Source organism: Pseudomonas sp. (assembly GCF_036387035.1).
GTDB lineage: Bacteria > Pseudomonadota > Gammaproteobacteria > Pseudomonadales > Pseudomonadaceae > Aquipseudomonas.
Genome location: NZ_DASVUM010000061.1, coordinates 18,407 through 44,796, shown reverse-complemented (window position 1 = coordinate 44,796; position 26,390 = coordinate 18,407). Strand labels below are relative to the sequence as shown.

Here is a 26,390-nt window from a genome sequence, read left to right as displayed (position 1 = left end):
GAGCAGACCTGGGAGCAGGTGCAGGCACGCATGCACGAGTACGTGCAAGGCGGTTATGCATTCGATCTTGAAGACAACGAACCGTCGATTCGCTGCGTGGCCGCGCCGGTGCGTGATGCCAGCAAACAGATCATTGCCGGCATCAGCATTGCCAGCACCGTGCCTTATATGCCGCTGGAAAAAATGGCCGACCTCGTGCCGGTGATCAAGGACGCGGCGGCACGGTTGTCGGCGGAGTTGGGCGGGTAGCGTGTTGCCCCGCATTGCGCGGGGCGACAGATGGATCAGGCCTTCAACGTGGCCATGTCGATCACGAAACGGTACTTCACGTCACCGGCGATCATGCGGCTGTAGGCCTCGTTGATGTTCTTGATATCGAGCATCTCGATGTCGCACGTGATGCCGTGCTCGGCGCAGAAATCCAGCACTTCCTGAGTCTCGGCGATGCCACCGATCAGTGAGCCCGCCAGCACGCGACGTTTCATCACCAGATTGGCGGCATGCAGCGCCGGGTCCACGGGTTCGATCAGGCCGACGAGAATGTGCACGCCGTCAAAACGCAGGGTTTCAAGGTAGGGGTTCAGGTCGTGCTGCACCGGAATGGTGTCCAGCAGGAAGTCGAAATGCCCCGCAGCGGCCTTCATCTGCTCGGCATCCGTCGAGACGATGACGTGATCGGCTCCCTGACGGCGGCCTTCTTCGGCCTTGCTCGCCGAGCGGGTGAACAGCGTCACCTCCGCGCCCATTGCCTTGGCGAACTTGATGCCCATGTGGCCCAGGCCGCCCATGCCCAGCACGCCCACTTTGTCGCCGGGCTTGACACCGTAATGCTTGAGCGGGGAGTAGGTGGTGATACCTGCACACAGAATGGGCGCGGCAGCGGCAAGGTCAAGTTTTTCCGGGATACGTACCACAAAGTGCTCGCTGACCACGATGCTGTTGGAATAGCCGCCCATGGTGTTGCTGCCGTCTACGCGGTCCGGGGTGGCGTAGGTCATGGTCGCGCCTTCGAGGCAATACTGCTCAAGGTCGCGGGCGCAGGCTTCGCACTGACGGCAGGAGTCGACCATGCAGCCGACGCCGACCAGATCACCGACTTTATGCTTGCTGACGTTGGCGCCGACTTCGGTGACCTTGCCGACGATCTCGTGGCCCGGCATCAGCGGGTACACGGCGATGCCCCACTCGTTGCGCGCCTGGTGGATGTCGGAGTGGCACACGCCGCAGTAGAGGATCTCGATGGCCACGTCGTCCGGCCGCGGGCTGCGCCGGCTGAACGTCATGGGGGCGAGGGGCGCGGTGGCGGATTGAGCGGCGTAACCGATGGCTGTGTACATGAAGAACCTCGCAAAACGATGACGGTTGAGGCGGTGCATTGTCCGCAGGCAGGGCATCGCCGGCCATGGTCATTCCTCCGCCTGTCATGCCTGATCCTGCGGATTTCGCATTTCGAGCAGGGCGGCGCGCGGCTGATCTGCGATGATGGCGGTGTCAAATCCTCCGTATGGTCGCCCATGTCTCCTCTTTCCCATTCCGCCGCCAACGCCGAGTTGGTCTCCCTCATCAAACCGCTGGCGCCGCGCCCGGGTTTCGTCGACACGCTCGTGCCGGGCGTGCAAGCGATGTCCTGGGATTACTACGTCGCCAGCAGCCCGCAGATCTACGAACCGAGCCTGGTGATCATCGCCCAGGGCAGCAAGCTCGCCCGACTGGGCCCGCGTACGCTGGAGTACGGCGCCGGTCATTATCTGGTGCAGGCGTTGTCGGTACCGTTCATGTGCGAAACCTTCGCCACGTCCCAAGCGCCCATGTACGGGGTCGCAGTGTCAATCGATCGCGCGCTGCTGGGCGAACTGGTGCAAGCCATGGGTGAGGCGCCGAACGTCAAGGTCAAGGCGCAGACGCCAGAGTCCATGACCTCCGCGGAGCTGGACACGCCAATGCGTGAGAGTGTCGAGCGGTTGTTGCGCTGCCTGCATGATCCGCTCGACGCGCAAGTAATGGGGCAGGCTCGGGTCAGAGAGGTGGTGTATGCGGCGTTGCGCGGTCCCCAGGCCGGAGTGCTCCGAGCCCTGGTTGAGCAGACCGGCCACTTTGCGCGTATCGCCGCGTCGCTGCAGCATCTGCGCGACCATTACGATCAGGCCTTGAGCGTCGAGGATCTGGCCCGATGTGCCAACATGAGCGCCTCGACTTTCCACGAGCACTTCAAACGCAGCACGTTGCTGTCACCCGTTCAGTACCTAAAACGCTTGCGGCTGCTCAAGGCTCAGCAGATGCTCATCGGCGAGGGCATGGGGGTGGCGCAAGTGGCGCACAAGGTCGGGTACCAAAGCACGTCGCAATTCAGTCGCGAGTACAAGCGCTACTTCGAGCGCAATCCGGGCGAAGAGGGCGAGCGGCTGAAGATATCAGCATGAGGCTGAGGCTGAACCATACAAGCTTCCCGGCTAAAGCCGGTCCCACTGAACGCGCAGTCCTTGGTGGGACCGGCTTCAGCCGGGAAGAGGCCAGTGCAGGCACCCTCACATTTGGTTTGTGACGAGCCGCAGCTCAATGCGCCTTCACTGGGTGCGTGGCGTGCAGAGGGGTTTTGACCAGACACTTTGATGGCAGCGGGCGCAGTCTGTCTTTTGTCGTTCTGGAATGTGCTGGGCGAAACCGCAATTGACGCAGCAATACCAGGCTGCAGTAGGTGCGAGCTGGAATTCCGGACGGTGCTCCAGGGGAAGTACGGATAAGCCTGGGCGTATGTCGTCCCGCTCGTAAAAGTAGAGGCTGATATCGCCGTCAGTCTCGACCAGTCCCAACCTGACCTGTCCAAGGTGCTCGACGCCCCGTTGCCTCAATTCCATCAACAACTCGCTGGCAGAGATGTTGAGTTTTTCCAAAGATTTGAGCTCGTACAGGCCGTTGCTGATGACCGTGACCGGCAGGCCGTCGATCAGCGCTTCGAATTTCTTGCTCTTGGTCATGATCAGCACCGTGAGCCGATACAGCAGCAAGAGGGAGAGAAAAACGACGGCGACCGGAAGCAACGGGACGTCGTGATAGAAGGATACGTCGCCCGCAGCGGAGCCCAGGGTCAATATGACGACCAGCTCGAAAAGCGAGAGTTGCCGGATGCCTCGCCGTCCGCTTGACTTCAGGAACAGGAAAACCGCGAGGAAAGCGAATGTCGTCCTGGCCACGACTTCCAGTAAAAATGACAGCGGGACCTCGTCGAGGAGCATGCGCTGCAGATCAAAAGGGGACATCTTGACCTCTAGGTATAAAAGCGCTTCGCCATTCGGCCACGCCTGTAAGCGCTGGTGGAGAGTGCAGTCGGGGGAAGGGGGGTGGCTGAAGTGACCGGCGTGATGGAATGACGCACCCGCAACCGCTTCCCGGCTAAAGCCGGTCCCACTCAACACGTGGTGTCGAGTGGGACCGGGTCAGCCGGCAAACTTGCAGCTCAACGCTTGAAGCTTGCCGCTTCCATTACATATTCGGATAGGTCGGGCCGCCTGCGCCTTCCGGTGCAACCCACGTGATGTTCTGCGACGGATCCTTGATGTCGCACGTCTTGCAGTGGACGCAGTTCTGGGCGTTGATCTGGAAGCGTTTCGCGCCGTCTTCCTGGGTCACCACCTCATATACTCCCGCCGGGCAATAACGCTGGGCAGGCTCATCGTACTTGGGCAGGTTGACGCTGATCGGGATGCTCGGATCCTTCAGCTTCAGGTGGCACGGCTGCTCTTCTTCGTGGTTGGTGCCGGAGATGAAGACCGAGCTCAGCTTGTCGAAGCTCAGCTTGCCGTCCGGTTTCGGGTAGTCGATCTTCTTCGAATCGGCTGCCAGCTTCATGCACGCGTAGTCAGGCGTGTTATCACGCAGCGTGAAGGGGACTTTGCCACCGAACAGGTTCTGGTCGATCACGTTGAAGGCGCCACCGAGGATGGCGCCGTACTTGTGTACTGCGGCACCGAAGTTACGGCTGGCGAACAGTTCTTCGTGCAGCCAGCTGGCCTTGAACCCTTCGACGTAGCCGTTCAGCGCGTCACCGCCTTCGCTGCCGGCGAACAGCGCGTCGGCCACCGCTTCGGCAGCGAGCATGCCCGACTTCATGGCAGTGTGGCTGCCCTTGATTTTGGCGAAGTTAAGGGTGCCCAAATCGCAGCCGATCAGCGCTCCGCCGGGGAACACCATCTTCGGCAGCGCGTTCAAACCGCCCTTGCAGATGGCTCGCGCGCCGTAGCTGATGCGCTTGCCGCCTTCCAGGTATTGTTTCAGGACCGGGTGGTGCTTAAGGCGCTGGAATTCATCGAAGGGTGACAGGTACGGGTTGGCGTAAGACAGGTCAACGATCAGGCCGACCACGACCTGGTTGTTTTCCAGGTGATAGAGGAAGGAGCCGCCGGTGTTTTCGGTGCCCATGATGTCCAGCGGCCAACCGGCGGTGTGCACCACCAGGCCGGGCTGATGCCTGGCAGGGTCGACCTCCCAGATTTCTTTCAGGCCGATGCCGTAGTGCTGGGCGTCGGCTTCGCTGTCGAGGTTGAAGCGGTTGATCAGTTGCTTGCCGATGTGACCGCGGCAGCCTTCGGCGAACAGGGTGTACTTGCCGCGCAGTTCCATGCCAGGGGTGTAGAGGCCTTCTTTGGGGTTGCCTTCACGGTCCACGCCCAGGTCGCCCGTGAGGATCCCGCGCACCACGCCGTTTTCATCGATGAGCGCTTCCTGCGCCGCGAAGCCGGGGTAGATTTCGACGCCCAGGTTCTCGGCCTGCTGCGCCATCCAGCGGCACAGGTTGCCCAGCGAGATGATGTAGTTGCCTTCGTTGTGCATGGTCTTGGGCACGAACATGCCGGGGACTTTTTGGCTGGCTTCGGCGCCGGTCAAGACATAGATGTCGTCGTTTTTGACCGGTGTATTCAGCGGAGCGCCGAGGGCTTTCCATTCAGGAAACAGCTCGGTGAGGGCGCGGGGCTCGAACACCGCGCCGGAGAGGATGTGAGCGCCGACTTCGGAGCCTTTCTCAACCACGCAGACGCTGATTTCCTGCCCGGCGTCAGCGGCCTTCTGTTTCAGGCGGCAAGCGGCTGACAGCCCGGCGGGGCCGGCTCCGACGATGACGACGTCGAATTCCATGTATTCGCGTTCCACAGGCTCTCTCCTACTCAAGGCTCAACGGCATATTTTTTTATAGACGGCTAACCGACACGCGGCAGGTCGTTGTCCGGGTGTCTTCTCAATGGCGGGCATTATATCTACACCACCTCGCAGGTCCAATACAAACGTTTGTTTGAATCGGCCGAAACCCTGATAAATCATGGTGAGGCGGCTTGTGACTGGCGTTTATGTCGTATTGACCCGCCTAGACGATGCGGTCAAGATACGGGCGATTTTGCGCTCGCTCCAACTGGCGGTCAGCCTTGGCGCTTCGTACCGTTTTGCAGTGAGCGTGCAGTCGCGTAAAAACCGTAGGTCGCAGAACACCGGTAAAAGCAACGCGAGCATCGCCTCAGCGCAATACCCGCCCCACGTTGGCGGCGCGCTGCAGTTTACACGGGCCATCGGCGTCTGGCTTGGATTGCCGCCGTAGCGTGGCCGCTTTTGCTGACATCAGCATTCGGCAACCGTGAATAGGTTGTTTTCACAGGTGTTCTTTACACTGACGTGTACCCATCGCCAGGCAAGGTCTGGCGACTTCTTTTCACCGGAGAGAAACGAGGAATCCATGAAGGTTCTTGTAGCTGTCAAACGAGTGGTCGACTACAACGTCAAGGTTCGCGTCAAAGCGGACAACTCCGGCGTCGATCTCGCTAACGTCAAAATGTCGATGAATCCCTTCTGCGAAATCGCCGTGGAAGAAGCCGTCCGCCTTAAAGAGAAAGGTGTTGCGACCGAGATCGTCGTCGTTTCCATTGGTCCGACCACCGCGCAGGAGCAACTGCGTACCGCCTTGGCACTGGGTGCCGATCGCGCCATCCTCGTCGAATCCGCTGATGAGCTGACTTCCCTGGCCGTTGCCAAGTTGCTCAAGGCCGTTGTCGATAAAGAGCAGCCGCAGCTGGTCATCCTCGGCAAGCAGGCGATCGACAGCGACAACAATCAGACCGGCCAGATGCTGGCTGCGCTGAGCGGTTACGCGCAGGGCACCTTCGCCTCGAAGGTCGAAGTGTCCGGCGACAGCGTCAACGTCACCCGTGAAATCGACGCCGGTGCGCAAACCGTTTCGCTCAAGCTGCCTGCCATCGTCACCACGGACCTGCGCCTGAACGAGCCGCGCTATGCGTCGCTGCCGAACATCATGAAAGCCAAGAAAAAGCCCCTCGAAGTGCTGACGCCGGATGCGTTGGGCGTTTCGACGGCATCCACCAACAAGACCCTGAAGGTTGAAGCGCCGGCTGCCCGCAGCGCAGGCATCAAGGTCAAGTCGGTTGCTGAACTGGTTGATAAACTGAAAAACGAAGCGAAGGTGATCTGATGACGACCCTGGTTATCGCTGAGCACGAAAACGGCGCAATCGCTCCCGCCACCCTGAATACCGTTGCCGCTGCCGCAAAGATTGGTGGTGATATCCACGTTCTGGTCGCCGGCCACAACGTCGCCGCCGTTGGTGACGCCGCTGCTAAAATTGCGGGCGTTTCCAAGGTGCTGCTGGCCGACAATGCCGCCTATGAGCATCAACTGCCGGAAAACGTCGCCCCGCTGGTCGTGGAACTGGCCTCGGCCTACAGCCACGTGTTGGCAGCTGCAACGTCCAACGGCAAGAACATCCTGCCGCGCGTGGCCGCGCAGCTGGACGTCGACCAGATTTCCGAAATCGTGTCGGTGGAAAGCGCTGACACGTTCAAGCGCCCGATCTATGCCGGTAACGCCATTGCGACCGTTCAGTCGTCGGCAGCGGTGAAAGTGATCACCGTTCGTGCCACCGGCTTTGACGCCGTGGCTGCTGAAGGCGGTTCCGCTTCGGTCGAAGCCGTGAGCGCAGCCCACGACGCGGGCAAATCGTCCTTCGTCAGCGAAGAGCTGGCCAAGTCCGACCGCCCTGAACTGACTGCCGCCAAGATTGTTGTCTCGGGCGGCCGAGGCATGCAGAACGGCGACAACTTCAGACACCTGTATACCCTGGCTGACAAGCTGGGCGCGGCTGTAGGCGCTTCCCGCGCGGCCGTCGACGCAGGCTTCGTGCCCAACGACATGCAGGTCGGCCAGACCGGCAAGATCGTCGCGCCGCAGCTGTACATCGCAGTCGGTATCTCCGGCGCGATCCAGCACCTGGCCGGCATGAAGGACTCCAAAGTGATCGTGGCGATCAACAAGGACGAAGAAGCCCCAATCTTCCAGGTGGCCGATTACGGCCTCGTGGCGGATCTGTTCGAAGCGATCCCCGAGTTGGAGAAGCTGGTTTAATCCACTTCCCTGACTTATAAAGAGAACCCGTTCATTCGGGCTGCCCAGCGCGGCGATCATCCGTTCAGTCGATGAATCCGCGTTCAGGCAGTCGGGATCGACGGGTTTTTTTATGGGCTTGAAAAGGACGTGTGATGTTGTCGCCAAAGCCGACGCTGCTTTCACTGCTGGGCGGGCTGCTGTTGCTGCCTTCGTTGGCCTGGTCTGCAGGCAAATGCGATCGACTGATCGTGACCGGCAGCCCGGACGCGCCACCGTACTTATGGCGCGATCCACAGGACCCCAAGCACCTGATGGGGGCCAACGCCGACCTGCTCAAGGAGGTCGCGCAGCAGATGGGCGTCAAGGTCGAGCTGCTGTATGGCGGCAAGCGCAGTCAGGCCCTTGAAGAAGTGCGCACCGGGCGCATGGACATGCTCGCCGACACGCCGTTGAACAGCGCAGAGCTGGAGTCTCTGGATTTCATCCATCCGCCCATCGCTCAGAATGAAATCATGGTCTGGACCCGCAATGGCCATGAGCAGCCGTTCAATGCCCTGGCGGATCTGCAGGGGCATTCCGGGGCGATGTCGGCAAAGACCCGGGTGACCGCCGCGTTCGATGAAGCAATCAAGGCGCAATTGACGCTGGAAAAACAGCCCAGTCTCCAGCAGGCCTTTCAGGCACTGGCGGCAGGGCAGGTCGAATTCGTGCTCGCGGGCCGCTACGCCGGGATGGCCGTGACCCAGGCGCTTGAGATGGACGAGAATCTGCAGACGCAGCCTTTGCCCCTTGATCGTCCGGGCTTCTATCTGGCGCTGTCGTTCAACTCCGCCTGCAACGATCCATGGCTGCGCGGACAGCTGGCGAAAAAAATGACAGAATTGGCGGCTTCCGGTCGCTCCAGCGAAGCCGTCACGCGCAATCTAGAGGTCTGGAAAACCCAGTTGCAGCAGTCCGCCAGCGCCCCCCATCAGTAGGAATGTGTTTTGAGCTTTCTTTTGAAAATCCAGCCTGTATTCGCCGCTGTCACGCTTGCCGCTCTCGTCGGCTGCGCCAATGACCCGGCCCCCACCGAACAACTGAAGCTGACCGAGCAGGCGGTCGCTCAGGCCACCGCAGTGGGCGCCACCGATGAAGCGCCTGACCTGGTGACGGCGCAGGCCAAGCTGACCCAGGCGCGCGCGGACATGGCGGACAAGGCCTACAAGGACGCGCGCATGCAGGCTGAGCAGGCTGAGCTGGACGCGCGTCTGGCCGAAGCCCGCGTGCTGACGCAAAAGAGCGAAGCGCAGGTGGCTCAGGTGAACACCCGACTCGAGCGTCTGCGCAAGCAGTTGGGGGCCGGCCAATGAATAACGTTGCGCGAAGCCTCAGTGTCGGCCTCTTGCTGGCCAGTGCCGTCCTGGCGGGTTGCGCCGGCCACCAGACAAGCGAGCAGACGCTACAGGGCGCCATTGCCGACTACCAGAAGGTCAAGGAAGACACCAACGTTCTGCGCAGCGCGCCGAAGGATGTCATCCGTGCGGGTGAGTTGCTGGGTCGAGCCGAACGTCTGTCGAGTTACATCGGCAGCGCTGACGACGTCAGTCATTACGCGTACCTGAGCAGCCGTTACAGCGCCATTGCCCGCGAGCACAGCAGGCTGCTGCTGAATCAGGAAAAACTCGCGCGCCTGGAGCTGGAGCGGCAACGGCTGCAACTGGCCTTGCGTGAAGCCAAACTGGCCGGTGCGCAGCAGCAGGGCAAGTGGGCGGAAGATCAGGTGATCAGCCTGTCCACCCAGCAGAATGAGCGCGGGCTGGTCATGACCCTGGGCGACATGCTCTTCGATACCGGTCGCGCCGAGTTGAAGAGCTCGGCCAACCGCACGGTGCTGAAGGTCGTGCAGTTCCTGCAGTTCAATCCCAAACGGGTGATACGCATCGAGGGCTACACCGACAGCACCGGCGACGCTCAGGAAAACCTCGCGTTGTCCAAAGACCGGGCTCAGGCCGTCGCGGACGTGTTGTCTGATCTGGGCATCGAGGAAGACCGGATTCAGGTCGAGGGGTACGGTGATCAGTACCCGGTGGACGCCAATACCTCCGAGCGCGGCCGCGCACAGAACCGTCGCGTCGAGATCGTCTTCTCGGACGATAAAGGTCACCTCAGCGCGCCTCGTTGAGTACAGGGCGCGCGACGAATCGGTTTGATTCAACGTGCGCGCCCTCTAGCCGGAACAGGAACTGTCCCCGTACACTTGTGAACTGTTCCGGTGATCAGGCCCTATGATCATCGCACGCATGATCAACGCTCGGGATCGAGGGACGCGAGATGACCAGTCTGTTGCTCTACCAACGTATCGCCCAACAGCTGGCCGAAGACATTCGCCGCGGCGTCTACCAGCCAGGCGAGCGGGTACCCTCGGTGCGCAAGATGAGCTCCCAGCTCAACGTCAGTCATGCGACCGTCCTTCAGGCTTACGCCAACCTCGAAGATCAGGGTCTGATCCGCGCACGACCGCAGTCCGGTTATTACGTGCATCAAACCCCGGCCCTCACAGCGGCTACGCCTGATATCGCACGGGTGGAGCGTCCGGGTCTGGTGACCCGGGCCAGCATCATTCAGCAAGTGCTGGTCGAAGCCCGCCGTGAGGGTGTGTTCGCCTTTGGCGCAGCCGTCCCGCACATTGATTACCTGCCATTGCGGGCGCTGCATCAGCAACTGGCCAAGGTCACCCGCTTTCAGAGCCCTAGGGCCTTCAACTACATGTTCAGCCCCGGCTTCGAGCCGCTGCGCCGTCAGGTGGCGATCCGCATGCGCGACGCCGGCGTGGTGATCGACCCCTCCGAGGTGGTGATTACCCATGGGTGCGTCGACGCGCTGCAGATGTCGCTGCGCGTGTTGACCCGCCCGGGCGACCTCATCGCCGCGGAATCCCCCACCTATTACGGCCTGCTGCAACTGGCCGACTTGCTGGGCCTCAAGGTCATCGAGATTCCCAGTGACCCGAACACCGGCATCAGCCTTGAAGCCCTGCAACTGGCCGCTAATCAATGGTCGATCAAGGCGCTGGTGATGACCTCGCGGCTGAGCAATCCGCTGGGCAGCACCATGCCCGAAGAGCGGCAGAAGCACCTGCTGCGCCTGGCTTCGGATTTCGACATCCAGATCGTCGAGGACGATATCTACGGCGAGTTGATGTACGACCAGAACAAGACCAAGGCCTTGAAGGCATTCGACCGGCTGGGCCATGTGATCTACTGCTCGAGCTTTTCCAAGACGCTGTCGCCGGGGGTGCGCATCGGCTGGATGATTGCCGGCAAATACCAGGCGGAAATCCAGCGCCTGCAGACCTTCAGCACACATTCGGCGTGCAGCGTGACGCAGATGGCAGTGGCGTCCTACCTGGAAAACGGCGGCTATGACCGGCACCTGCGTTTCATCCGTCAGGAGCACCGAAAGAACCTCAGCGCGTTTCAGTTGGCGGTGCAGCAGATGTTCCCCGAGGGCACGCAGATCAGTCGGCCGGCGGGCGGTTTCATCCTCTGGATCAGCCTGCCGGGAAGGGTGAATACTCAGGAACTGCATGTGCGGGCGCTGGACCAGGGCATCAGCATCGCGCCGGGCCTTATCTTCAGTAACACGGAGCAGTTCAACCACTGCATTCGCCTGAACTGCGGACTGCCGTGGAATCGGGAAGCGGAGAGGGCGCTGATGACGGTGGGCATGCTGGCCAAGCAGTTGTGCCAGGACGCCGGCCAATCCTGGTGAACTCATGAGAGTGGCCGCTTTCCATACCAATGGGGGAGGCAGACAGGGCAACTTGTCAGCCGCCGTGCTAAGGGCCAGCATATGGCCTCTGTCTTACTGACTGCCGTTCAGACTATGAAATCACTGCGTTGTATAAGTGTGATGTTGTTGGTGTTGCTGAGCGCCTGTGATGCCGAAAAGGCGCCCGCTCCACCGGCCAAAGCCACCGCTTCAGCGCCTGCCGCGCGTGCCGAGGCACCGGGCGAGGCTGCCAGGCCCACAACGGCCGTCACCGGCCCTGAATCGCCGCCTGCCGCGGTGGGCAAGCCTGATGCGGTTGCGCCAGCGGTCCACGCCCTGGCACCGAATATTCCGACCGTACCGGTTGTTGCATCGGGCAAGGCCTCGGCGGAGGCGCCGCGAATGGTCAGCAATGCCAAGACTGCTGATGACAAGCCTGCAGGCGCCAACGCCAAATCCGCCAAGGTTAAAGCGGATAATGCCGAGGTTGCGCGGCGTGCGCCGGTGGCCAGCAAGAGCAAGTCGGCGTCACAAGTGGTTAAGGAAACTCGCCTGAATAAGGTGCCACTTGACTTGAGTCTGCCGCCCGAAATGGTCAAACAACTGACCCCGCCGGCCAACGTGATCACCTCCGCGTCGAAGGCTAAAGCCCAGGCTCCCGGTGCCAAGCCGCTGCTGCCCAAAATGTTCCCTGATGCGAACGCCGACCCCGACTTCCAGATGCAAGGCCGTTTGCTGAGCAACGAAATGGACTTGCAGTTACGCAATGAGGCGCGCAAGGACGTGGAAGGCGCTGCGCTGGATTTCAAATTCAAACAATGAGGTTGGCTGGCCGGGCAGCGCACAAAATGTGCGATTTTCAAACGTATGTTTTAGCGCGTAAGATCCGGCCATCGTCCTCCTGCCACACAGGTTCTTTTCATGGAATGCCGTTCAGGCTGCGGCGCGTGCTGCATCGCGCCGTCCATTACTTCGCCCATCCCGGGGATGCCCGACGGCAAGCCTGCCGGTATACGCTGCCTGCACCTGTCCCTGGACATGCTGTGTGGCATTTTCGGCCGGCCGGACAGGCCTGCGGTGTGCGCTCAGTTTGCGGCGGAACCTGACGTGTGCGGCACTGACCGCGAGGATGCGATCCGCCTGATCGGCTGGTGGGAAACGATGACATCGGTGGCGTAAGGCGACCGGGCACAACTGAACTTCTAAAATAAGGAAAAACACATGGGTTCGCTGTACCGCATTGCTTTCGGATTGGGGCTGACTGTATGGGTAGCGGCTTCGGCGCAGGCCGAGGAGTGGAAGGTCGCGAAGAACGAGGAGGGCATCAAGGTGTCCCTCAGCGAATTCCCCGGTTCGCAGTACAAGGCCTATCAGGGCGTGACGACCATCAAGGCCAGCATCGCCAAGCTGCGGGCGTTGCAGGAAGATGTAGCCGCCGCCTGCGCGTGGATTCATGAATGCAAGATGCAGAAGATCCTCAAGCACGAGGGCGACAAGACCTGGACCTATTCCCAATTCAACACGCCGTGGCCGGTGACGCCCCGGGATTCGGTGCTGAAAGTGACAACGGTGGAAGGCGCCGATGGCAGCATTACACGTGAGCTGCAGGGCGATCCCGCGTACATCCCGGAAGAAAAGGGCTTTGTCCGGGTCGCGCAGGTCGAGGGTTTCTGGAAGTTCGTGCCCAAGGGTGCCAACGTCACCGAAGTGACCTATCAGGTGCACACCGAGCCCGGCGGCAGCGTACCGTCGTGGCTCGCCAACAAGTTCGTGGTGGATGCGCCTTTCAACACCCTCAAAGCGCTCAAGGAGCGTGCCGAGAAGAACTGATCGTTGCCTCGCCACGCTGCATCACTGACGACAAAAAAGGCTGCCCAAGGGCAGCCTTTTTGTGTGCGTCCTGATGGGCGCTACCTGCTTATTTGCGCTCGGCCAGCGGCACGATGTCGCGTGACACTTCGCCGGTGTACAGCTGCCGAGGACGACCGATCTTGTAAGGGCTGGACAGCATTTCTTTCCAGTGGGAGATCCAGCCGACGGTTCGCGCCAGGGCGAAAATCACGGTGAACATGCTGGTCGGAATGCCGATCGCCTTGAGGATGATGCCCGAGTAGAAGTCGACGTTCGGGTACAGCGAGCGCTCGATGAAGTACGGGTCGGTCAGCGCGATCTCTTCCAGGCGCATGGCCAGTTCGAGCTGCGGGTCGTTGGTGATGCCCAGTTCGCGCAGGACTTCGTCGCAGGTCTGTTTCATCACGGTGGCGCGCGGATCACGGTTCTTGTAGACGCGGTGACCGAAGCCCATCAGCTTGAACGGATCGTTCTTGTCCTTGGCCTTGGCGATGTACGTGTCGATGTTGGACACATCGCCGATCTCATCGAGCATGGTCAGCACGGCTTCGTTCGCGCCACCGTGGGCAGGGCCCCAGAGTGCGGCGATACCGGCGGCGATACAGGCGAACGGGTTGGCGCCCGACGAGCCCGCCATCCGCACGGTGGAGGTCGAGGCGTTTTGTTCGTGGTCGGCGTGGAGGATGAAGATCCGGTCCATGGCCTTCGCCAGCGTAGGGCTGATCGGTTTGATCTCGCACGGCGTGTTGAACATCATGTGCAGGAAGTTTTCGGCGTAACTCAGGTCGTTGCGCGGGTACATCATGGGTTGACCCATGGAGTACTTGTAGACCATCGCGGCCAGGGTCGGCATCTTGGCGACCAGGCGGATCGCAGAGATTTCCCGGTGCTGCGGATTATTGATGTCCAGGGAGTCGTGGTAGAACGCCGAGAGCGCGCCGACCACACCGCACATGACCGCCATCGGGTGGGCATCACGACGGAAGCCGTTGAAGAAGGTTTTCAGTTGCTCGTGGACCATGGTGTGATTCTTCACGGTCACGACAAATTCGGCTTTTTGCTCGGCGGTCGGCAGCTCGCCGTTGAGCAGCAGGTAGCAGGTTTCCAGGTAGTCCGATTGCTCGGCCAGCTGTTCGATCGGGTAGCCGCGATGCAGGAGAATGCCGTTGTCACCGTCGATGTAGGTGATCTTCGATTCGCATGAGGCGGTGGACATGAAGCCCGGGTCGAATGTGAAGCGTCCGGTGGCGGTCAGGCCGCGTACGTCGATAACATCGGGACCAACGGTGCCGGTCAGAATGGGCAGCTCGACGGGGGCTGCGCCCTCGATGATCAACTGCGCTTTTTTGTCAGCCATGTGGCCTCCTAATTATGCTTCAAATCATCAGACAGACCCCCCACGCAGGGCCCGCATCACTATAGTGAGATAAATTCTAAAGTCAATTTGCCAAAAGTCTTGTTGCAGAAGGCTTTAACGCTTGTTTTTCGTCGAAATTACCTGCCATTCACGCCAAATGTCGGGCTAAAGCAATCCACCCTTCGCGCAGGGTCTGCGCGTTGTCATTAGTTGGCTAACTGTCTATACTCGGCGTCCGACCGCCAGGGGCTTTCAGGCCCGATTCAACGGGGTTGGTCACTTCCTGGGTAGTGGGTACCTGACCAGTACACTTCCCAACAACTTGCCCTGAGTGTTAGGGCTCTTCAGTGTGAAAAAAAGCCGTGAAAAGCCAACGACCTGTAAACCTAGACCTAAGGACCATCAAACTCCCTATCACCGCTTACACGTCCATCCTTCATCGTATTTCCGGTGTCATCCTGTTCGTCGGCATTGCCATCATGCTCTACGCATTGGATGTGTCGCTCGACTCCGAGGAAGGCTTCGCGACGGTGAAAGCGGGACTGACCAGTCCGCTGGTCAAGTTTGTGATATGGGCTCTTCTGTCCGCACTGCTGTATCACCTCGTGGCGGGCGTCCGTCACTTGATCATGGACACGGGCATTGGCGAGACGCTGGAAGGCGGCAAGCTGGGCTCTAAAATCGTTATCGCCGTGTCTGTGGTGATGATCGTGCTGGCAGGAGTGTGGATATGGTAACCAACGTCACCAACCTTTCTCGTTCGGGCCTGTATGACTGGATGGCGCAACGCGTCTCCGCTGTCGTACTCGCGGCTTACTTTCTTTTCCTGATCGGGTACCTGATCGTGCACCCTGGCCTCGATTTCGCCACGTGGCACGGCCTGTTCTCGCACAACGGAATGCGCATCTTCAGTCTGTTGGCCCTTGTGGCCCTGGCGGCTCACGCCTGGGTTGGCATGTGGACCATCGCGACCGACTACCTGACGCCGATGGCGCTGGGCAAGTCCGCGACAGCTGTGCGGTTCCTGTTCCAGGCGGTGTGCGGCATTGCGATGTTCGCTTACTTCGTCTGGGGTGTGCAGATTCTTTGGGGTATCTGATTCATGGCTAACATCAATTCGCTTTCCTTCGACGCCATCATCATTGGCGGCGGCGGTGCAGGCATGCGTGCCGCGCTGCAACTGGCTCAGGGCGGCCACAAGACGGCTGTCGTGACCAAGGTCTTCCCGACCCGCTCCCACACTGTTTCCGCCCAGGGCGGCATCACCTGTGCAATCGCTTCGGCCGACCCGAACGATGACTGGCGCTGGCACATGTACGACACCGTCAAGGGCTCCGACTACATCGGTGACCAGGACGCGATCGAATACATGTGTTCCGTAGGGCCTGAGGCCGTGTTCGAACTCGAGCACATGGGTCTTCCGTTCTCCCGTACCGAACAGGGCCGCATCTACCAGCGTCCGTTCGGCGGCCAGTCGAAAGACTTCGGCAAGGGCGGTCAGGCTGCACGGACCTGTGCTGCTGCCGACCGTACCGGTCACGCACTGCTGCACACGCTGTATCAGGCCAACCTGAAGGCCGGCACCGTTTTCCTGAACGAGTACTACGCGGTTGACCTGGTAAAGAACCAGGACGGCGCGTTCGTCGGCATCATCGCCATCTGCATCGAAACCGGTGAGACCTCCTACATTCGCGCTGACGCGACAGTGTTGGCCACCGGCGGTGCAGGCCGCATTTACTCCTCCACCACCAACGCCCTGATCAACACCGGCGACGGTGTGGGCATGGCATTGCGTGCCGGTGTACCGGTTCAGGACATCGAGATGTGGCAGTTCCACCCGACCGGCATCGCCGGCGCAGGTGTACTGGTCACCGAAGGCTGCCGTGGTGAAGGCGGCTACCTGATCAACAAGCACGGCGAGCGTTTCATGGAACGCTACGCGCCAAACGCCAAGGACCTTGCCGGTCGTGACGTAGTGGCCCGTTCCATGGTTAAAGAGATCATTGCCGGCAACGGTTGCGGTCCTGACGGCGATCACGTGATGCTGAAGCTCGATCACCTCGGTGAGGAAGTGCTGCACAGTCGTCTGCCAGGGATCATGGAGCTGTCCAAGACCTTCGCACACGTCGATCCGGCCGTTGCGCCAATCCCTGTCGTACCGACCTGCCACTACATGATGGGCGGCGTAGCCACCAACATTCATGGTCAGGCGATCACTCAGGACGCCGCCGGCGTCGACACCATCATCCCGGGTCTGTTTGCAGTGGGTGAAGTGGCGTGCGTATCGGTTCACGGTGCCAACCGCCTGGGCGGCAACTCGCTGCTCGATCTGGTGGTATTCGGTCGTGCTGCGGGCCTGCACCTGGAGCAGGCGCTCAACGAAGGCGTCGACTACCGTCGCGCTTCCGAAACCGATATCGACGTGGCGCTGGCTCGCCTCAACGGCCTGAACTCGCGTACCGACGGTGAAGACGTTGCCACCCTGCGTAAAGAGCTGCAGAGCTGCATGCAGAACTACTTCGGTGTGTTCCGTACCGGCGAATACATGCAAAAGGGTATTGCCCAGCTGGCAACCCTGCGCGAGCGCATCGCCAACGTCAAAATCAACGACAAGAGCCAGGCATTCAACACCGCCCGGATCGAAGCGCTGGAGCTGCAGAACCTGCTGGAAGTCGCTGAAGCAACGGCGATCGCCGCAGAGCATCGCAAGGAGTCCCGTGGCGCTCACGCCCGTGAAGACTTCGAAGATCGCGACGACGAGAACTGGCTGTGCCACACCCTGTACTTCCCGGGTGAAAAGCGCGTAGCCAAGCGTGCCGTGAACTTCTCGCCGAAAACTGTTCCGACTTTTGAGCCTAAGATTCGGACTTATTAAGGGTGACCGCCATGTTGCAAGTCAGTGTTTATCGCTACAACCCTGATCAGGACGCTGCGCCGTTCATGCAGGATTTCCAGGTCGACACCGGTGGCAAAGACCTGATGGTGCTGGACGTCCTTGCCCTGATCAAAGAGCAGGACGAAGGCTTCTCGTACCGTCGTTCGTGCCGCGAAGGCGTGTGCGGATCCGACGGCATGAACATCAACGGCAAGAACGGCCTGGCCTGCATCACGCCGCTGTCGGCCGTGGTCAAGGGCAACAAGATGGTGGTTCGTCCACTGCCTGGCCTGCCGGTCATCCGTGACCTCGTCGTCGACATGAGCATCTTCTACAAGCAGTACGAGAAGGTGAAGCCATTCCTGCAGAACGACACGCCGGCTCCGGCCATCGAACGTCTGCAGACCCCGGAAGAGCGGGAAAAGCTCGACGGTCTGTACGAGTGCATTCTGTGCGCTTGCTGCTCGACGTCCTGCCCGTCCTTCTGGTGGAACCCCGACAAGTTCCTGGGTCCTGCTGCACTGCTGCAAGCCTACCGTTTCCTGGCTGACAGCCGTGACACCAAGACCGAAGAGCGTCTGGCGTCGATGGACGACCCGTTCAGTGTTTTCCGCTGCCGCGGCATCATGAACTGCGTAAGCGTTTGCCCGAAAGGCCTGAATCCAACCAAGGCTATCGGTCACGTACGCAACATGCTGCTCAAAAGCGGTGTCTGAGTTTTGCCGCACCTGTAACTCCGCAGCACCCGCTCTACTGCAGCACCCGTAAACGCTGCGGCGCAGGCTTCAACCGGCGCCGTAGTTTTAACCTGAGCAGTTGTCGTATGGCTTCAGCTCTTATTTTGAAGAAATGAAACCAGCAGGGGCATCCGGGCTGGTACCCGGACTATCTGCGTGATTCCTAGTGACTTGAAGTCGCTGCACATGGACTTTTCAAGTTTGCGCTGGCATCGACGCCGATGGTGTCCCCTAATCGAGGGTGACCAAGCATGCAAGAAAGCGTGATGCAGCGCATGTGGAACAGCGCCCACCTTTCCGGTGGTAACGCTGCCTATGTGGAAGAGCTCTACGAGCTCTACCTGCACGACCCTAACGCTGTGCCAGAAGAGTGGCGCACCTATTTTCAGACGTTGCCGGCTGACGGCAGCACTGCCACCGATGTATCGCACTCTACGGTTCGCGATCATTTTGTGTTGCTGGGGAAAAACCAGCGCCGCGCCCAACCGGTCTCTGCCGGCAGCGTGAGCAGCGAGCATGAAAAGAAGCAAGTCGAAGTGCTGCGACTTATCCAGGCATTCCGTATGCGCGGCCATCAGGGTGCGCAACTCGATCCTCTGGGTTTGTGGAAGCGTACTGCGCCAGCTGACCTGTCGATCAACCATTACGGTTTGACCAACGCTGACCTCGACACCACATTCCGTGCCGGCGACCTGTTCATCGGCAAAGAAGAAGCGAGCCTACGTGAAATCGTCGAGGCGTTGCAGCAGACATATTGCCGCACCATCGGCGCCGAGTTCACGCACATCGTCGATTCCAACCAGCGCAACTGGTTCATGCAGCGCCTCGAAAGCGTGCGTGGCCGTCCTGCCTATTCCGACGACATCAAGAGCCACCTGCTCGAGCGTGTGACGGCGGGCGAGGGTCTGGAAAAGTACCTGGGCACCAAATACCCGGGCACCAAGCGTTTCGGTCTGGAAGGCGGAGAGAGCCTGATTCCGATGCTCGACGAGCTGATCCAGCGCTCCGGTTCCTACGGCACCAAGGAAGTCGTCATCGGCATGGCCCACCGTGGCCGTCTCAACGTGCTGGTGAACACCTTCGGCAAGAACCCGCGGGACCTGTTCGACGAGTTCGAAGGCAAGAAGAAGGTCGAGCTGGGCTCCGGTGACGTCAAGTATCACCAGGGCTTCTCGTCCAACGTGATGACCACCGGTGGCGAAGTTCACCTGGCCATGGCGTTCAACCCCTCCCACCTGGAAATCGTTTCCCCTGTGGTCGAGGGTTCGGTGCGTGCCCGTCAGGACCGTCGTAACGACGTCACTGGCGAAAAGGTGCTTCCGATCTCGATTCACGGTGACGCGGCGTTCGCCGGTCAGGGTGTGGTGCTGGAAACATTCCAGATGTCCCAGACCCGTGGCTTCAAGACGGGCGGCACGATCCACATCGTGATCAACAACCAGGTCGGCTTCACCATCAGCAAGCAGGAAGACTCGCGCTCCACCGAGTACGCGACCGACGTTGCCAAGATGATCCAGGCACCGATCCTCCATGTGAATGGCGATGATCCGGAAGCCGTGTTGTTCGTGACTCAGCTGGCCATTGACTACCGCATGCAGTTCAAGCGTGACGTGGTCATCGATCTGGTCTGCTACCGTCGTCGCGGCCACAACGAAGCCGACGAGCCGAGTGGCACCCAGCCGCTGATGTACCAGCAGATCGCCAAGCAACGCACCACGCGTGAGCTGTACGCCGATGCACTGGCCACCGCCGGCATCCTCAACGCTGAGGCCGCTCAGACCAAGGTTGACGAGTACCGCAACGCGCTGGACAACGGCATGCACGTGGTCAAAAGCCTGGTCAAGGAGCCGAACAAGGAATTGTTCGTCGATTGGCGTCCGTACCTGGGTCACGCGTGGACTGCGCGTCACGACACCAGCTTCGACCTCAAGACCCTGCAGGAACTGTCCGCCAAGCTGATGGAAGTGCCGGAAGGCTTCGTCGTGCAGCGTCAGGTTCAGAAAATCTACGAAGACCGCCAGAAGATGCAAGTCGGTGGCCTTCCGATCAACTGGGGCTACGCAGAAACCATGGCCTACGCGACGCTCGCGTTCGAAGGCCATCAGGTGCGCATCACCGGTCAGGACGTCGGTCGCGGTACGTTCTCGCACCGTCATGCCGTGTTGCACAACCAGAAGGACGGCGAGACCTACGTTCCGCTGCAGAACCTGTATGCCGGTCAGCCTCGTTTTGACCTGTATGACTCGTTCCTGTCGGAAGAAGCGGTGCTGGCTTTTGAATATGGCTACTCCACTACCCAGCCAAATGCGCTGGTGATCTGGGAAGCTCAGTTCGGTGACTTTGCCAACGGTGCACAGGTCGTGATCGACCAGTTCATCACCAGCGGCGAGCACAAGTGGGGCCGTCTGTGCGGTCTGACCATGCTGCTGCCGCATGGCTACGAAGGGCAGGGGCCGGAGCACTCATCCGCTCGCCTTGAGCGTTACCTGCAATTGTGCGCCGAGCACAATATTCAGGTCTGCGTACCGACCACCCCGGCTCAGATCTACCATCTGTTGCGCCGTCAGGTGATCCGTCCGCTGCGCAAGCCGTTGATCGTGCTGACGCCCAAGTCGTTGTTGCGCCACAAGCTGGCCGTGTCGACGCTGGAAGACCTGGCCCATGGCTCGTTCCAGACGGTCATCCCGGAAATCGACACCGTCGATGCCGCGAAAGTGACGCGTCTGGTGCTGTGCAGCGGCAAGGTCTACTACGACCTGCTGGAAAAACGCCGTGCCGAAGGCCGCGACGACATCGCCATCGTGCGTCTCGAGCAGCTCTATCCGTTCCCGGAAGATGACCTGATGGAGGCCATCGCGCCTTACACCAACCTGACCCACGTGGTCTGGTGTCAGGAAGAACCGATGAACCAGGGCGCCTGGTACAGCAGTCAGCACCACCTGCGCCGCAGCATCGGCAATCACAACCGCAACCTCGTTCTCGAGTATGCCGGCCGTGATGCTTCCGCTGCTCCTGCTTGTGGATACGCTTCGATGCACGCCGAACAGCAGGAAAAACTGCTGAAAGACGCGTTCTCCGTTTAACGCCTTCGCGCACTAGAAACCGAATTAAAGGAATTACAGATAATGGCTATTGAGATTAAAGCCCCCTCTTTCCCGGAATCCGTTGCCGACGGCACTGTTGCCACCTGGCACAAGAAACCGGGCGACGCGGTCAAGCGTGACGATCTGATCGTTGATATCGAGACCGACAAGGTCGTGCTTGAAGTGTTGGCCGAAGCTGACGGCGTACTGGGCGCAATCGTTGCCGAAGAGGGCGCTACTGTCCTGTCGAACCAGCTGCTGGGCTCGATTGAAGCGGGCGGTGCTGCTGTCGCTCCGGCCGCTGCCGCATCGGCCCCGGCTGCTGCCGCTGCGCCTGCTCAGGCTGCCGCCGCACCGGCTGCCGCTTCCGGCGAAGAAGACGCCATCGGCGCACCGGCTGCCCGCAAGCTGGCTGAAGAAAACGGCATCAACCTGTCCAGCGTCAAAGGCACAGGCAAAGACGGCCGCGTGACCAAGGAAGACGTGGTCGCTGCCATCGAAGCGAAGAAATCCGCTCCGGCCGCCGCGCCTGCTGCCAAGCCTGCTGCTGCCGCTGCACCTGTGGCTGCCGTCGGTGACCGCACCGAGAAGCGCGTGCCGATGACCCGCCTGCGCGCCAAAGTGGCCGAGCGTCTGGTTGAAGCCCAGTCGAACATGGCGATGCTGACCACGTTCAACGAAGTCGACATGACCGAAGTCATGGCGCTGCGTTCCAAGTACAAGGACCTCTTCGAGAAGTCCCACAACGGCGTGCGCCTGGGCTTCATGTCGTTCTTCGTCAAGGCGGCGACCGAAGCACTGAAACGCTACCCGGCTGTTAACGCCTCGATCGACGGCACGGACATCGTCTACCACGGTTATGCCGACGTCGGCGTTGCCGTATCGAGCGATCGTGGTCTGGTGGTTCCGGTGCTGCGCAACGCCGAGCAGATGAGCCTGGCTGAAATCGAAGGCGGCATTGCCACCTTCGGCAAAAAAGCCCGTGACGGCAAACTGTCCATCGACGAGATGACTGGCGGTACCTTCACCATCACCAACGGTGGTACTTTCGGTTCGATGATGTCGACCCCGATCGTCAACCCGCCACAAGCGGCTATCCTGGGCATGCACAACATTCTGCAGCGTCCGATGGCGATCAACGGTCAGGTCGTGATCCGTCCGATGATGTACCTGGCGCTGTCCTATGATCACCGCCTGATCGACGGTAAGGAAGCCGTGACGTTCCTGGTGACCATCAAGAACCTGCTGGAAGACCCGGCGCGTCTGTTGCTGGACATCTGATTCAAGGGCAGCTGCAAGCCGCAAGCGTCAAGCTGCACGTTACAGCAGCCTGGCGCCGACGCTTGGGTCGTCGCAACATCCTAATGAACAGGCTGCAACTCGTCTGTAAAGCATCACGGATCAGCTTGCAGCTTGTGGCTTAAAGCTCGCAGCTAAAGAGGAACTCTTTTCTATGTCCCAGAAATTCGACGTGGTAGTGATTGGCGCTGGCCCTGGCGGCTATGTGGCCGCTATCAAGGCCGCGCAACTCGGTCTCACGACTGCCTGCATCGAGAAGTATCAGGATAAAGAGGGCAAACTGGCCCTCGGCGGCACTTGCCTGAACGTGGGCTGCATTCCGTCCAAGGCGCTGCTGGACAGCTCCTGGAAGTTCTACGAAGCCAAGAACCAGTTCGGTGTTCACGGCATCTCGGTCAGCGACGTGAAGATGGACATCGCGGCCATGATTGGCCGCAAGGCCCAGATCGTCAAAGGCCTGACTGGCGGCGTCGCCAGCCTGTTCAAGGCCAACGGCGTCACCTCCCTGCAAGGTCACGGCAAGCTGCTGGCCGGCAAAAAGGTCGAGCTGACCAAGCCTGACGGCACCACCGAAGTCATCGAAGCGGACAACATCATCCTGGCCTCCGGTTCGCGTCCAATCGACATTCCGCCGGCTCCGGTCGATCAGCATGTCATCGTCGACTCCACCGGCGCGCTCGAATTCCCACAGGTTCCCGAGCGTCTTGGCGTTATCGGTGCCGGCGTCATCGGTCTGGAACTGGGTTCGGTCTGGGCTCGCCTGGGCGCCAAAGTGACCGTTCTGGAAGCGCTGGAGAAGTTCATCCCCGCTGCAGACGAAGCTGTCGCCAAAGAAGCGCTGAAGACCTTCACCAAGCAAGGTCTGGACATCAAGCTGGGCGCACGCGTCACCGGCTCCAAAGTTGAAGGCGAACAGGTCACCGTCAACTACACCGACAAGGACGGCGAGCAAACCATCGTTTTCGATCGTCTGATCGTCTCCGTCGGCCGTCGCCCGGTGACCACCGAGCTGCTGGCTGCGGACAGCGGCGTCGACATCGACGAGCGCGGTTTCATCTTCGTCAACGAGCAGTGCGAGACCAGCGTTCCTGGCGTCTACGCAATCGGTGACGTGGTCCGTGGTCTGATGCTGGCGCACAAAGCGTCCGAAGAAGGCATCATGGTCGTCGAGCGCATCAAGGGTCACAAGACCCAGATGAACTACGACCTGATCCCGTCGGTCATCTATACCCACCCGGAAATCGCCTGGGTCGGCAAGACCGAGCAGACGCTGAAGGCTGAAGGCGTTGAAGTCAACGTCGGTCAGTTCCCGTTCGCGGCCAGTGGCCGTGCGATGGCAGCAAATGACACCGGCGGTTTCGTCAAAGTCATCGCTGATGCCAAGACCGACCGCGTACTGGGTGTACACGTCATTGGTCCAGGTGCGGCAGAGCTGGTTCAGCAGGGCGCGATCGGTATGGAGTTTGGCACCAGTGCCGAAGACATCGGCATGATGGTCTTCTCTCACCCGACCCTGTCCGAGGCGCTGCACGAAGCGGCGCTGGCAGTGAATGGCGGCGCCATTCACATCCAGAACAAGAAAAAACGCTAAAGATAACCACGGCGGTCCGCCCGTCGTAGGTCCTGTTCGCAGGGCTTACCGCGGAAGGGCCGTTGGACTCGAACTCCCGACAGCGCAGGGCAGGCTTGATGCCTGGCGTGCGTTCTCCGGGAGAAGCGGTCACAGGTGGTGCGGCACGCTTTGACGAGCAGCACCGAATGCGCAGTACCTAACGAAGACGGTAATAAGCATGAATCTTCACGAGTATCAGGGTAAGCAGCTGTTTGCTGAATACGGCCTGCCAGTATCCAAGGGCTATGCAGTAGACACCCCGGAAGCAGCAGCAGAAGCGTGCGACAAGATCGGCGGAACCGAGTGGGTCGTCAAAGCCCAGGTTCACGCAGGCGGTCGCGGTAAAGCGGGCGGCGTCAAGCTGGTTCGCAGCAAGGAAGACGCAGCTGCGTTCGCTCAACAGTGGCTGGGCAAGCGTCTGGTCACTTACCAGACTGATGCCAACGGTCAGCCAGTCACCAAGATCCTGGTTGAATCGTGCACTGACATCGCCAAAGAGCTGTACCTGGGCGCTGTAGTCGATCGTTCGAGCCGTCGTATCGTGTTCATGGCTTCCACCGAAGGTGGCGTGGACATCGAGAAAATCGCTCACGACACGCCTGAGAAGATTCTCAAAGCCACGATCGATCCACTGGTTGGCGCTCAGCCATTCCAGGGCCGCGATCTGGCATTCCAGCTGGGTCTGGAAGGCAAGCAGGTCACTCAGTTCGCCAAGATCTTCACCGGTCTGGCCAAGCTGTTCCAGGACCACGACCTGGCCCTGCTGGAAGTGAATCCGCTGGTGATCAAGGCTGATGGCGATCTGCACTGCCTCGACGCCAAAATCAACATCGACGCCAACGCCATGTACCGTCAGCCAAAGCTGAAGGCTTTCCACGATCCATCGCAAGATGACCCACGTGAAGCCCACGCTGCCAAGTTCGAACTGAACTACGTGGCACTGGAAGGCAACATCGGCTGCATGGTCAACGGTGCTGGCCTGGCCATGGGCACCATGGACATCGTCAACCTGCACGGCGGCAAGCCAGCCAACTTCCTCGACGTAGGCGGCGGCGCAACCAAGGAACGCGTTACCGAAGCGTTCAAGATCATCCTGTCCGACACCAACGTCGCGGCCGTACTGGTCAACATCTTCGGCGGCATCGTTCGCTGCGACATGATCGCCGAAGGCATCATTGGCGCCGTGAAAGAAGTCGGCGTGAAAATCCCGGTTGTTGTTCGCCTTGAAGGCAACAACGCTGAACTGGGCGCTAAAGTACTGGCAGAAAGCGGCTTGAACATCATCGCAGCTACCAGCCTGACCGACGCTGCTCAACAAGTCGTCAAAGCTGCGGAGGGCAAATAATGAGCGTCCTGATCAATAAAGACACCAAGGTTATCTGCCAGGGCTTCACCGGCTCGCAGGGTACCTTTCACTCCGAGCAAGCCATTGCCTACGGCACCAAAATGGTTGGCGGCGTGACCCCAGGCAAGGGCGGCACCACGCACCTGAACCTGCCAGTGTTCAACACTGTGTCCGAAGCAGTAGAAAAGACCGGCGCAACCGCTTCGGTCATCTACGTTCCAGCTCCGTTCTGCAAGGACTCCATCCTTGAAGCGGCGTTCGGCGGCATCAAGCTGATCGTCTGCATCACCGAAGGCATCCCGACCATCGACATGCTCGAAGCCAAGGTCAAGTGCGACGAGCTGGGCGTGGTCCTGATCGGCCCTAACTGCCCAGGCGTCATCACACCGGGCGAGTGCAAGATCGGCATCATGCCCGGTCACATTCACTTGCCGGGCAAGGTCGGTATCGTGTCGCGTTCCGGCACCCTGACCTACGAAGCTGTGAAGCAGACCACTGACGCCGGTTTCGGTCAGTCGACCTGTGTCGGTATTGGTGGTGACCCGATTCCGGGTTCGAACTTCATCGACATCCTGAAGCTGTTCCAGGAAGACCCGAAGACCGAAGCGATAGTCATGATCGGTGAGATCGGCGGTTCGGCTGAAGAAGAAGCGGCTGCCTACATCAAGGCACACGTGACCAAGCCAGTCGTTTCCTACATCGCTGGTGTGACTGCTCCTCCGGGCAAGCGCATGGGCCATGCGGGCGCGATCATCTCTGGCGGCAAAGGCACTGCAGACGAGAAATTCGCTGCGCTGCAAGATGCAGGCGTCAAAACCGTGCGTTCGCTGGCAGACATCGGCAAAGCCCTGGCTGAGCTGACCGGTTGGGAAGTGAAGAAGGCCTAATCGCCCTCGTTTCACTGCCTGATCAACAAAAGCCACCTTCGGGTGGCTTTTGCGTTTCTGGCGTTTTGCTTCGCACGGGTACAAAACCCGGCAACCTGTACGACTTTTCTGATATGCGACATGAAAGTGCGTTCAGTGGTCGTACCGCCCTGTATAGGTGCGCCAAATAGGGTAGGCTAGCCGCCGTTTTGTGCCGTGGCTCCCACAAGGA

General features: G+C 60.2%; 25 protein-coding genes. 21 read left to right on the top strand and 4 right to left on the bottom strand.

Annotation, left to right across the window (positions count from 1 at the left end):
• Positions 1–249 (top strand): IclR family transcriptional regulator domain-containing protein (locus VF672_RS05305; protein WP_331102205.1); only part of this gene is annotated, 249 nt, incomplete at its 5' end.
• Between the two features lie 35 nt (positions 250–284).
• Here VF672_RS05305 and VF672_RS05300 read toward each other — a convergent pair.
• Positions 285–1,337: an NAD(P)-dependent alcohol dehydrogenase gene (locus VF672_RS05300; RefSeq protein ID WP_331102203.1), complete on the bottom strand. Its 1,053-nt coding sequence runs from the start codon at positions 1,335–1,337 to the stop codon at positions 285–287.
• A gap of 177 nt (positions 1,338–1,514) precedes the next feature.
• On the opposite strand from VF672_RS05300, the gene VF672_RS05295 reads away from it, so the two are divergent.
• Positions 1,515–2,420, top strand: a complete 906-nt coding sequence (locus tag VF672_RS05295) for an AraC family transcriptional regulator (protein ID WP_331102201.1) — start codon at positions 1,515–1,517, stop codon at positions 2,418–2,420.
• A gap of 144 nt (positions 2,421–2,564) precedes the next feature.
• Here VF672_RS05295 and VF672_RS05290 read toward each other — a convergent pair whose 3' ends face one another.
• Together VF672_RS05290 and VF672_RS05285 are read right to left on the bottom strand one after the other, a co-directional pair.
• A complete protein-coding gene (locus VF672_RS05290) occupies positions 2,565–3,257 on the bottom strand; it encodes a DUF421 domain-containing protein (RefSeq protein ID WP_331102199.1) in 693 nt (230 codons plus the stop codon).
• Positions 3,258–3,480: 223 nt separating this feature from the next.
• Positions 3,481–5,145, bottom strand: coding sequence for an electron transfer flavoprotein-ubiquinone oxidoreductase (locus VF672_RS05285; RefSeq protein ID WP_331102197.1), 1,665 nt, complete (start codon positions 5,143–5,145; stop codon positions 3,481–3,483).
• A 181-nt stretch (positions 5,146–5,326) separates the two neighbouring features.
• Between VF672_RS05285 and VF672_RS05280 the strand changes: the two genes are divergently transcribed.
• From VF672_RS05280 to VF672_RS05235, 10 genes are all read left to right on the top strand, one after another.
• Positions 5,327–5,584: a hypothetical protein gene (locus VF672_RS05280; RefSeq protein ID WP_331102195.1), complete on the top strand. Its 258-nt coding sequence runs from the start codon at positions 5,327–5,329 to the stop codon at positions 5,582–5,584.
• A 135-nt stretch (positions 5,585–5,719) separates the two neighbouring features.
• Complete coding sequence (locus VF672_RS05275; RefSeq protein ID WP_282372558.1) at positions 5,720–6,469, top strand: electron transfer flavoprotein subunit beta/FixA family protein; 750 nt, start codon at positions 5,720–5,722, stop codon at positions 6,467–6,469.
• Positions 6,469–7,398: an electron transfer flavoprotein subunit alpha/FixB family protein gene (locus VF672_RS05270; protein WP_331102190.1), complete on the top strand. Its 930-nt coding sequence runs from the start codon at positions 6,469–6,471 to the stop codon at positions 7,396–7,398. The genes VF672_RS05275 and VF672_RS05270 overlap by 1 nt, the downstream gene beginning before the upstream one ends.
• A gap of 134 nt (positions 7,399–7,532) precedes the next feature.
• On the top strand, positions 7,533–8,357 hold the full coding sequence (locus VF672_RS05265; protein ID WP_331102188.1) for a substrate-binding periplasmic protein: 825 nt from the start codon (positions 7,533–7,535) through the stop codon (positions 8,355–8,357).
• 21 nt (positions 8,358–8,378) lie between these two features.
• A complete protein-coding gene (locus VF672_RS05260) occupies positions 8,379–8,732 on the top strand; it encodes a DUF4398 domain-containing protein (protein ID WP_331102207.1) in 354 nt (117 codons plus the stop codon).
• Positions 8,729–9,544 (top strand): OmpA family protein, encoded by an 816-nt coding sequence (locus VF672_RS05255; protein ID WP_331102186.1) that lies wholly within the window; start codon positions 8,729–8,731, stop codon positions 9,542–9,544. The genes VF672_RS05260 and VF672_RS05255 overlap by 4 nt, the downstream gene beginning before the upstream one ends.
• A gap of 149 nt (positions 9,545–9,693) precedes the next feature.
• On the top strand, positions 9,694–11,133 hold the full coding sequence (locus VF672_RS05250) for a PLP-dependent aminotransferase family protein (protein ID WP_331102183.1): 1,440 nt from the start codon (positions 9,694–9,696) through the stop codon (positions 11,131–11,133).
• A gap of 141 nt (positions 11,134–11,274) precedes the next feature.
• Complete coding sequence (locus tag VF672_RS05245; protein WP_331102181.1) at positions 11,275–11,955, top strand: translation initiation factor 2; 681 nt, start codon at positions 11,275–11,277, stop codon at positions 11,953–11,955.
• 99 nt (positions 11,956–12,054) lie between these two features.
• Positions 12,055–12,312, top strand: coding sequence for a YkgJ family cysteine cluster protein (locus VF672_RS05240; RefSeq protein ID WP_331102179.1), 258 nt, complete (start codon positions 12,055–12,057; stop codon positions 12,310–12,312).
• A gap of 42 nt (positions 12,313–12,354) precedes the next feature.
• Positions 12,355–12,963: an START domain-containing protein gene (locus VF672_RS05235; RefSeq protein ID WP_331102177.1), complete on the top strand. Its 609-nt coding sequence runs from the start codon at positions 12,355–12,357 to the stop codon at positions 12,961–12,963.
• An 88-nt stretch (positions 12,964–13,051) separates the two neighbouring features.
• Here VF672_RS05235 and gltA read toward each other — a convergent pair whose 3' ends face one another.
• Entirely contained in the window at positions 13,052–14,341 is a 1,290-nt protein-coding gene (gene gltA, locus VF672_RS05230; protein WP_037009384.1) for a citrate synthase, read from the bottom strand.
• A 362-nt stretch (positions 14,342–14,703) separates the two neighbouring features.
• Between gltA and sdhC the strand changes: the two genes are divergently transcribed.
• The 9 genes from sdhC to sucD all read left to right on the top strand — a co-directional run bounded on the left by sdhC (position 14,704) and on the right by sucD (position 26,179).
• Positions 14,704–15,078 carry a succinate dehydrogenase, cytochrome b556 subunit gene (gene sdhC / locus VF672_RS05225; RefSeq protein WP_331102174.1) on the top strand — a complete coding sequence of 125 codons (375 nt, stop codon included), beginning with the start codon at positions 14,704–14,706 and terminating at the stop codon, positions 15,076–15,078.
• Positions 15,072–15,440: a succinate dehydrogenase, hydrophobic membrane anchor protein gene (gene sdhD / locus VF672_RS05220; protein WP_331102172.1), complete on the top strand. Its 369-nt coding sequence runs from the start codon at positions 15,072–15,074 to the stop codon at positions 15,438–15,440. Before sdhC ends, sdhD begins: the two co-directional genes overlap by 7 nt.
• 3 nt (positions 15,441–15,443) lie before the next feature.
• Positions 15,444–17,216: a succinate dehydrogenase flavoprotein subunit gene (gene sdhA / locus VF672_RS05215; RefSeq protein ID WP_331102170.1), complete on the top strand. Its 1,773-nt coding sequence runs from the start codon at positions 15,444–15,446 to the stop codon at positions 17,214–17,216.
• 11 nt (positions 17,217–17,227) lie between these two features.
• A complete protein-coding gene (locus VF672_RS05210; protein WP_331102168.1) occupies positions 17,228–17,932 on the top strand; it encodes a succinate dehydrogenase iron-sulfur subunit in 705 nt (234 codons plus the stop codon).
• 272 nt (positions 17,933–18,204) lie between these two features.
• Positions 18,205–21,036 carry a 2-oxoglutarate dehydrogenase E1 component gene (locus tag VF672_RS05205; protein ID WP_331102166.1) on the top strand — a complete coding sequence of 944 codons (2,832 nt, stop codon included), beginning with the start codon at positions 18,205–18,207 and terminating at the stop codon, positions 21,034–21,036.
• 42 nt (positions 21,037–21,078) lie between these two features.
• A complete protein-coding gene (odhB, locus tag VF672_RS05200; RefSeq protein ID WP_331102164.1) occupies positions 21,079–22,317 on the top strand; it encodes a 2-oxoglutarate dehydrogenase complex dihydrolipoyllysine-residue succinyltransferase in 1,239 nt (412 codons plus the stop codon).
• A gap of 172 nt (positions 22,318–22,489) precedes the next feature.
• A complete protein-coding gene (lpdA, locus tag VF672_RS05195; protein WP_331102162.1) occupies positions 22,490–23,926 on the top strand; it encodes a dihydrolipoyl dehydrogenase in 1,437 nt (478 codons plus the stop codon).
• Positions 23,927–24,125: 199 nt separating this feature from the next.
• Positions 24,126–25,292 (top strand): ADP-forming succinate--CoA ligase subunit beta, encoded by a 1,167-nt coding sequence (gene sucC / locus VF672_RS05190; protein ID WP_004882574.1) that lies wholly within the window; start codon positions 24,126–24,128, stop codon positions 25,290–25,292.
• Complete coding sequence (sucD, locus tag VF672_RS05185; protein ID WP_037009399.1) at positions 25,292–26,179, top strand: succinate--CoA ligase subunit alpha; 888 nt, start codon at positions 25,292–25,294, stop codon at positions 26,177–26,179. Before sucC ends, sucD begins: the two co-directional genes overlap by 1 nt.
• Positions 26,180–26,390 lie beyond the last annotated feature (211 nt).

What these genes read in the sequence shown, in the direction of transcription:
- lpdA (WP_331102162.1), top strand. Translation starts at nt 22,490, where the DNA reads ATGTCCCAGAAATTCGACGTGGTAGTGATTGGCGCTGGCCCTGGCGGC.
- VF672_RS05290 (WP_331102199.1), bottom strand. Translation starts at nt 3,257, where the DNA reads ATGTCCCCTTTTGATCTGCAGCGCATGCTCCTCGACGAGGTCCCGCTG.
- VF672_RS05210 (WP_331102168.1), top strand. Translation starts at nt 17,228, where the DNA reads ATGTTGCAAGTCAGTGTTTATCGCTACAACCCTGATCAGGACGCTGCG.
- VF672_RS05205 (WP_331102166.1), top strand. Translation starts at nt 18,205, where the DNA reads ATGCAAGAAAGCGTGATGCAGCGCATGTGGAACAGCGCCCACCTTTCC.
- sucC (WP_004882574.1), top strand. Translation starts at nt 24,126, where the DNA reads ATGAATCTTCACGAGTATCAGGGTAAGCAGCTGTTTGCTGAATACGGC.
- sdhD (WP_331102172.1), top strand. Translation starts at nt 15,072, where the DNA reads ATGGTAACCAACGTCACCAACCTTTCTCGTTCGGGCCTGTATGACTGG.
- VF672_RS05250 (WP_331102183.1), top strand. Translation starts at nt 9,694, where the DNA reads ATGACCAGTCTGTTGCTCTACCAACGTATCGCCCAACAGCTGGCCGAA.
- VF672_RS05295 (WP_331102201.1), top strand. Translation starts at nt 1,515, where the DNA reads ATGTCTCCTCTTTCCCATTCCGCCGCCAACGCCGAGTTGGTCTCCCTC.
- VF672_RS05255 (WP_331102186.1), top strand. Translation starts at nt 8,729, where the DNA reads ATGAATAACGTTGCGCGAAGCCTCAGTGTCGGCCTCTTGCTGGCCAGT.
- VF672_RS05275 (WP_282372558.1), top strand. Translation starts at nt 5,720, where the DNA reads ATGAAGGTTCTTGTAGCTGTCAAACGAGTGGTCGACTACAACGTCAAG.
- VF672_RS05235 (WP_331102177.1), top strand. Translation starts at nt 12,355, where the DNA reads ATGGGTTCGCTGTACCGCATTGCTTTCGGATTGGGGCTGACTGTATGG.
- VF672_RS05270 (WP_331102190.1), top strand. Translation starts at nt 6,469, where the DNA reads ATGACGACCCTGGTTATCGCTGAGCACGAAAACGGCGCAATCGCTCCC.
- VF672_RS05240 (WP_331102179.1), top strand. Translation starts at nt 12,055, where the DNA reads ATGGAATGCCGTTCAGGCTGCGGCGCGTGCTGCATCGCGCCGTCCATT.
- sucD (WP_037009399.1), top strand. Translation starts at nt 25,292, where the DNA reads ATGAGCGTCCTGATCAATAAAGACACCAAGGTTATCTGCCAGGGCTTC.
- VF672_RS05245 (WP_331102181.1), top strand. Translation starts at nt 11,275, where the DNA reads ATGTTGTTGGTGTTGCTGAGCGCCTGTGATGCCGAAAAGGCGCCCGCT.
- sdhA (WP_331102170.1), top strand. Translation starts at nt 15,444, where the DNA reads ATGGCTAACATCAATTCGCTTTCCTTCGACGCCATCATCATTGGCGGC.
- VF672_RS05265 (WP_331102188.1), top strand. Translation starts at nt 7,533, where the DNA reads ATGTTGTCGCCAAAGCCGACGCTGCTTTCACTGCTGGGCGGGCTGCTG.
- odhB (WP_331102164.1), top strand. Translation starts at nt 21,079, where the DNA reads ATGGCTATTGAGATTAAAGCCCCCTCTTTCCCGGAATCCGTTGCCGAC.
- VF672_RS05300 (WP_331102203.1), bottom strand. Translation starts at nt 1,337, where the DNA reads ATGTACACAGCCATCGGTTACGCCGCTCAATCCGCCACCGCGCCCCTC.
- gltA (WP_037009384.1), bottom strand. Translation starts at nt 14,341, where the DNA reads ATGGCTGACAAAAAAGCGCAGTTGATCATCGAGGGCGCAGCCCCCGTC.